Annotated in this window: 5 protein-coding genes; 3 read left to right on the forward strand and 2 right to left on the reverse strand. The window is 68.3% G+C overall.

Annotated features, from left to right (window positions below; all coding sequences use genetic code 11):
* Positions 1-68 precede the first annotated feature (68 nt).
* The gene (locus DI573_RS14390; protein WP_292815760.1) at positions 69-500 is read left to right on the forward strand and encodes a DUF1761 domain-containing protein; all 432 of its coding nucleotides are present in this window, start codon (positions 69-71) and stop codon (positions 498-500) included.
* A gap of 52 nt (positions 501-552) precedes the next feature.
* On the opposite strand, the gene purQ is transcribed toward DI573_RS14390, so the two are convergent.
* Positions 553-1,260 (reverse strand): phosphoribosylformylglycinamidine synthase subunit PurQ, encoded by a 708-nt coding sequence (purQ, locus tag DI573_RS14395; protein ID WP_292815763.1) that lies wholly within the window; start codon positions 1,258-1,260, stop codon positions 553-555.
* Positions 1,257-1,505: a phosphoribosylformylglycinamidine synthase subunit PurS gene (gene purS, locus DI573_RS14400; protein WP_292815766.1), complete on the reverse strand. Its 249-nt coding sequence runs from the start codon at positions 1,503-1,505 to the stop codon at positions 1,257-1,259. The genes purQ and purS overlap by 4 nt, the downstream gene beginning before the upstream one ends.
* Before the next feature lie 353 nt (positions 1,506-1,858).
* Here purS and DI573_RS14405 point away from each other — a divergent pair, with 353 nt between their 5' ends.
* Together DI573_RS14405 and DI573_RS14410 are read left to right on the forward strand one after the other, a co-directional pair.
* A complete protein-coding gene (locus DI573_RS14405; RefSeq protein WP_292815769.1) occupies positions 1,859-3,130 on the forward strand; it encodes an ABC transporter substrate-binding protein in 1,272 nt (423 codons plus the stop codon).
* Between the two features lie 94 nt (positions 3,131-3,224).
* On the forward strand, positions 3,225-3,990 hold a 766-nt coding region (locus tag DI573_RS14410), incomplete at its 3' end, for a sugar ABC transporter permease (protein WP_292815773.1).

Consider the following 3,990-nt stretch of genomic DNA (forward strand, 5'->3'; position numbering starts at 1 on the left):
CCTCGCGCCTGCCTGTCGGCCGGCGCCCGCGAGCGCTACGCTCGGCACACACCGAAGGGAGCTTCCCGATGATTCCCGAGATCAATTACTGGGCCGTGCTGATCGCCACGGCATCGAGCATGGTCGTCGGCTCGATCTGGTACACGCCGAAGGTGTTCGGCACGAGGTGGGCGCGCCTGGCGAAGGTCGACATGGACCGGCCCGGGGCCTCCGCGGTGGTGCCGATCGTCGTGACGGTGATCGTGAGCTTCATCACCGCCTGGGTGCTCGCGGGGGCGGTGGCCATCGCGTGGCACTTCTACGGAGGATCGTTCCTCGTGGGGGCGATCGTGACGGGCATCCTGCTGTGGGCCGGATTCACGGCGGCGCGGTTCATCACCCACGACGCGTTCGAGGGACGCCCGGCCGCGCTCACGGTCATGAACGTCGCGCACGAACTGGTGACCATCGTCGTGATGGCGCTCATCATCGGCGTCTGGCCCCCTGCCGGGACCGTCTGAACGGGACCGTCTGAACGGGGCGGTCTGAACGGGGCGGTCTGAACGGGGCCGTTCAGGCCGCGGCGGAGACCAGCGCGGCCACGGCGCTCTCGAAGAACACGCGACCGTCCTCGCCCGAGCGCATCGCGCTGGGCATGTCGGGGCCGAAGCCGAGCTCGACCGCATGCTCGGGGTGCGGCATCAGGCCCACGACGTTGCCGCGCTCGTTGGTGAGCCCGGCGATGTCGCGTAGCGAACCGTTGGGGTTGACGCCGAGGTATCGGAACGCCACCAGGCCCTCGCCCTCGATCCGGTCGAGCGTGTCGTCGTCGGCGATGTAGCCGCCATCGCCGTTCTTGAGCGGAATGACGATCTCCTGCCCCGGCGCGAACCCGTTCGTCCACGCGGTGTCCGCGTTCTCCACTCGCAGCCGCTGGTCGCGGCGGATGAACTGCTGGTGGGCGTTGCGGATCAGGCCGCCGGGCAGCAGATGTGCCTCGACGAGCATCTGGAAGCCGTTGCAGATGCCGAGCACCGGCATCCCCCTGCCCGCCGCGTCTTTGACGTCGGCCATGATCGGCGCGTGCGCGGCGATCGCTCCGGCGCGCAGGTAGTCGCCATAGCTGAAGCCGCCGGGCAGGACAATGGCGTCGACGCCGCGAAGGTCGTGGTCACCGTGCCAGAGCGCCACCGGCTCGGCGCCCGCCACGCGCACGGCGCGCCGCGCGTCGGCGTCGTCGAGCGAGCCGGGAAAGGTGATGACCCCGATGCGCGTGGTCACTCGACGACCTCGATGCCCACGACATCCTCGATGACGGAGTTCGAGAGGATGTCTTCGGCGATCTCACGCGCCTTCGCCAGCACGGCGTCGGTGACGTCGCCGTCGACGGTGAGCTCGAAGCGCTTGCCGATGCGGACGGCGCTGAACTGCTCGACCCCGAGTCGGGTGAGGGCTCCGGTGACGGCCTTTCCCTGCGGGTCCAGCAGCTCGGCCTTGGGCATGACGTCGACGACGATGGTGGGCATTCGAGGCTCCGGATGTCGCGGGTGGGGATCGCGGCAAGTCTAGTCGTCGTCGTCCGCGGGCCCCGTCGCGTCCCGCGTGCAATCCCGCGTGCGGCACGCGGTGGGCGCGGGATCCGCGTTGGGGCGTCGAAATCACGTTGGGGCGCGCTGCAGCACGCCCCAACGGCGTTCTGACGCCCCAACCAACGGCGTTCTGACGCCCCAACGCGAGAGGTGCGCGGCCGTGGGAGCGATCCCACAAAGTGCTTGACAGTCGTGGGATCGCTCCCATAGAGTCACATCTCGATCGGTGGGAGCGTTCCCACGACGGGCCGCAACACCGATGTCTTGCACCCACACACAAAGGAGTGAACGTGAAATCACGCGCACAGCGGCGCATCGCGATCGTCGCAGCCACGGCCGCAGGTTCTGCCCTCGTCCTCGCCGGTTGCGCCGGCGGCGGAGGCGACACCGAGGGCGACGCCGACGGCACCACGACCCTGACGATCGCCACCTTCAACGACTTCGGCTACACCGACGAGCTGCTGCAGGAGTACATGGACGCCAACCCCGGCGTCGAGATCGTGCACAACAAGGCCGCCACGTCGAACGACGCCCGCGCCAACTACTTCCAGAAGCTCGGCAAGACGGGCCTCGCCGACATCGAGGCGGTCGAGATCGACTGGTTCGCCGAGATGATGCAGTACTCCGACCTGCTCGCTCCCGTCCCCGACGACCTCAAGGGCCGCTGGCTCGACTGGAAGGAAGCGGCGGCGACGGATGCCGAGGGCAACCTCGTCGCGTACGGCACCGACATCGGCCCCCAGGCCATCTGCTACCGCGCCGATCTGTTCGCCGAGGCGGGTCTGCCCAGCGACCGCGCGGGAGTCGCCGAGCTGTTCGCGGGGGACTGGGACACCTTCTTCGAGGTCGGAGCGGACTATGTCGCGACGACCGGCAAGCCGTTCATCGACTCGGCGAACTCGGTGCTGCAGGGCATCGTCAACCAGATCGAGTACACCTACGAGGAGCCCGACGGCACGATCATCGCCACCGAGAACCCCGAGATCCAGGCGGCGTACGAGACCGTCGTCGAGAAGGCGATCCCGATCGCCGCGTTCCCCGGCCAGTGGAGTGATGACTGGTACGCCTCGATGGCCAACGGCGAGTTCGCCGCGATGCTCTGCCCGGGCTGGATGCACGGCATCATCTCGGGCGAGGCGCCCGACGTCGCCGGGTGGGACATCGCCGATGTCTTCCCGGGCGGCGGCGGCAACTGGGGCGGGTCGTACCTGACCGTGCCCGCCGACGGCGAGAACGTCGAGGCGGCGCAGGCACTGGCCGACTGGCTGACGGCACCCGAGCAGCAGGTCAAGGCGTTCGTCAACGCGGGCACGTTCCCGAGCCAGACCGACGCGTACGGCGACACCAACCTCACCGGCTTCACCAACGCGTACTTCAACGACGCCCCCACCGGCGAGATCGGCGTGGCGCGGGCCGAGGCCGTCACCGTCTCGCCCTTCAAGGGACCGAAGTACTTCCAGTTCCACGACGCGCTGCAGAACGCCGTGACGCGCGTGTTCGACGGCCTCGAGACCCCCGAGGTCTCGTGGGAGAGCTGGGTGACCGAGGTGTCGGCCTTCTAGGCCGGCCACCGAGCGGGGCCCCGTCATCCGATCCGGGATGCCGGGGCCCCGACATCCACCCTCTCTCGTCACCGCCCGCCGCAAAGGATCCCCCGTGACCGTCACCGCCACGCGCCCGTCCGTGCAGGACGAGGCTCCGCCGCCCCGCGCACCCCGAGTGCTCTCGTTCAGTCAGAGGCTCAGCCGCTTCGACCTCAAGGTCTCGCCCTACCTCTACATCTCGCCGTTCTTCATCCTCTTCGCGATCACGGGGCTCTTCCCCATAGTCTTCACCGCGGTGATCTCATTCCAGGACTGGGACCTCGTGCGGGGGGAGGGCACGTTCGTCGGGTTCGACCAGTACATCTGGATCCTGCAGCAGCCTCACTTCTGGACGGCCCTGCGCAACACCTTCAGCATCTTCCTGCTCTCGACGGTGCCGCAGCTGGTCGCGGCGGTCTTCATCGCGGCGCTGCTCGACCGGAACATCCGCGCCAAGACGTTCTGGCGCATGGGCGTGCTGCTGCCCTACATCGTGGCCCCGGTCGCGGTCGCGCTGATCTTCTCCAACCTCTTCGCCGACCGGTTCGGTCTCGTCAACACCCTGCTCGGCGGCGTCGGCATCGGACCGATCCCCTGGCACACCGATCCGTTCTGGAGCCACGTCGCCATCGCGACGATGGTCAACTTCCGCTGGACCGGCTACAACACGCTGATCCTGCTGGCGGCCATGCAGGCGGTCAACCGGGACTACTACGAGGCCGCCTCGATCGACGGCGCGGGCGCGTTCCGGCAGTTCGTCTCGATCACTCTGCCCTCGCTCAAGCCGACGCTGATCTTCGTCATCATCACCTCGACGATCGGCGGGCTGCAGATCTTCG

The sequence above is a fragment of the Microbacterium sp. genome, from assembly GCF_003248605.1.
Taxonomy (GTDB): domain Bacteria; phylum Actinomycetota; class Actinomycetes; order Actinomycetales; family Microbacteriaceae; genus Microbacterium.

Excerpts from the sequence above, each read along its gene's own strand:
- DI573_RS14390 (WP_292815760.1), top strand. The coding sequence starts at position 69 with ATGATTCCCGAGATCAATTACTGGGCCGTGCTGATCGCCACGGCATCG.
- purS (WP_292815766.1), bottom strand. The coding sequence starts at position 1,505 with ATGCCCACCATCGTCGTCGACGTCATGCCCAAGGCCGAGCTGCTGGAC.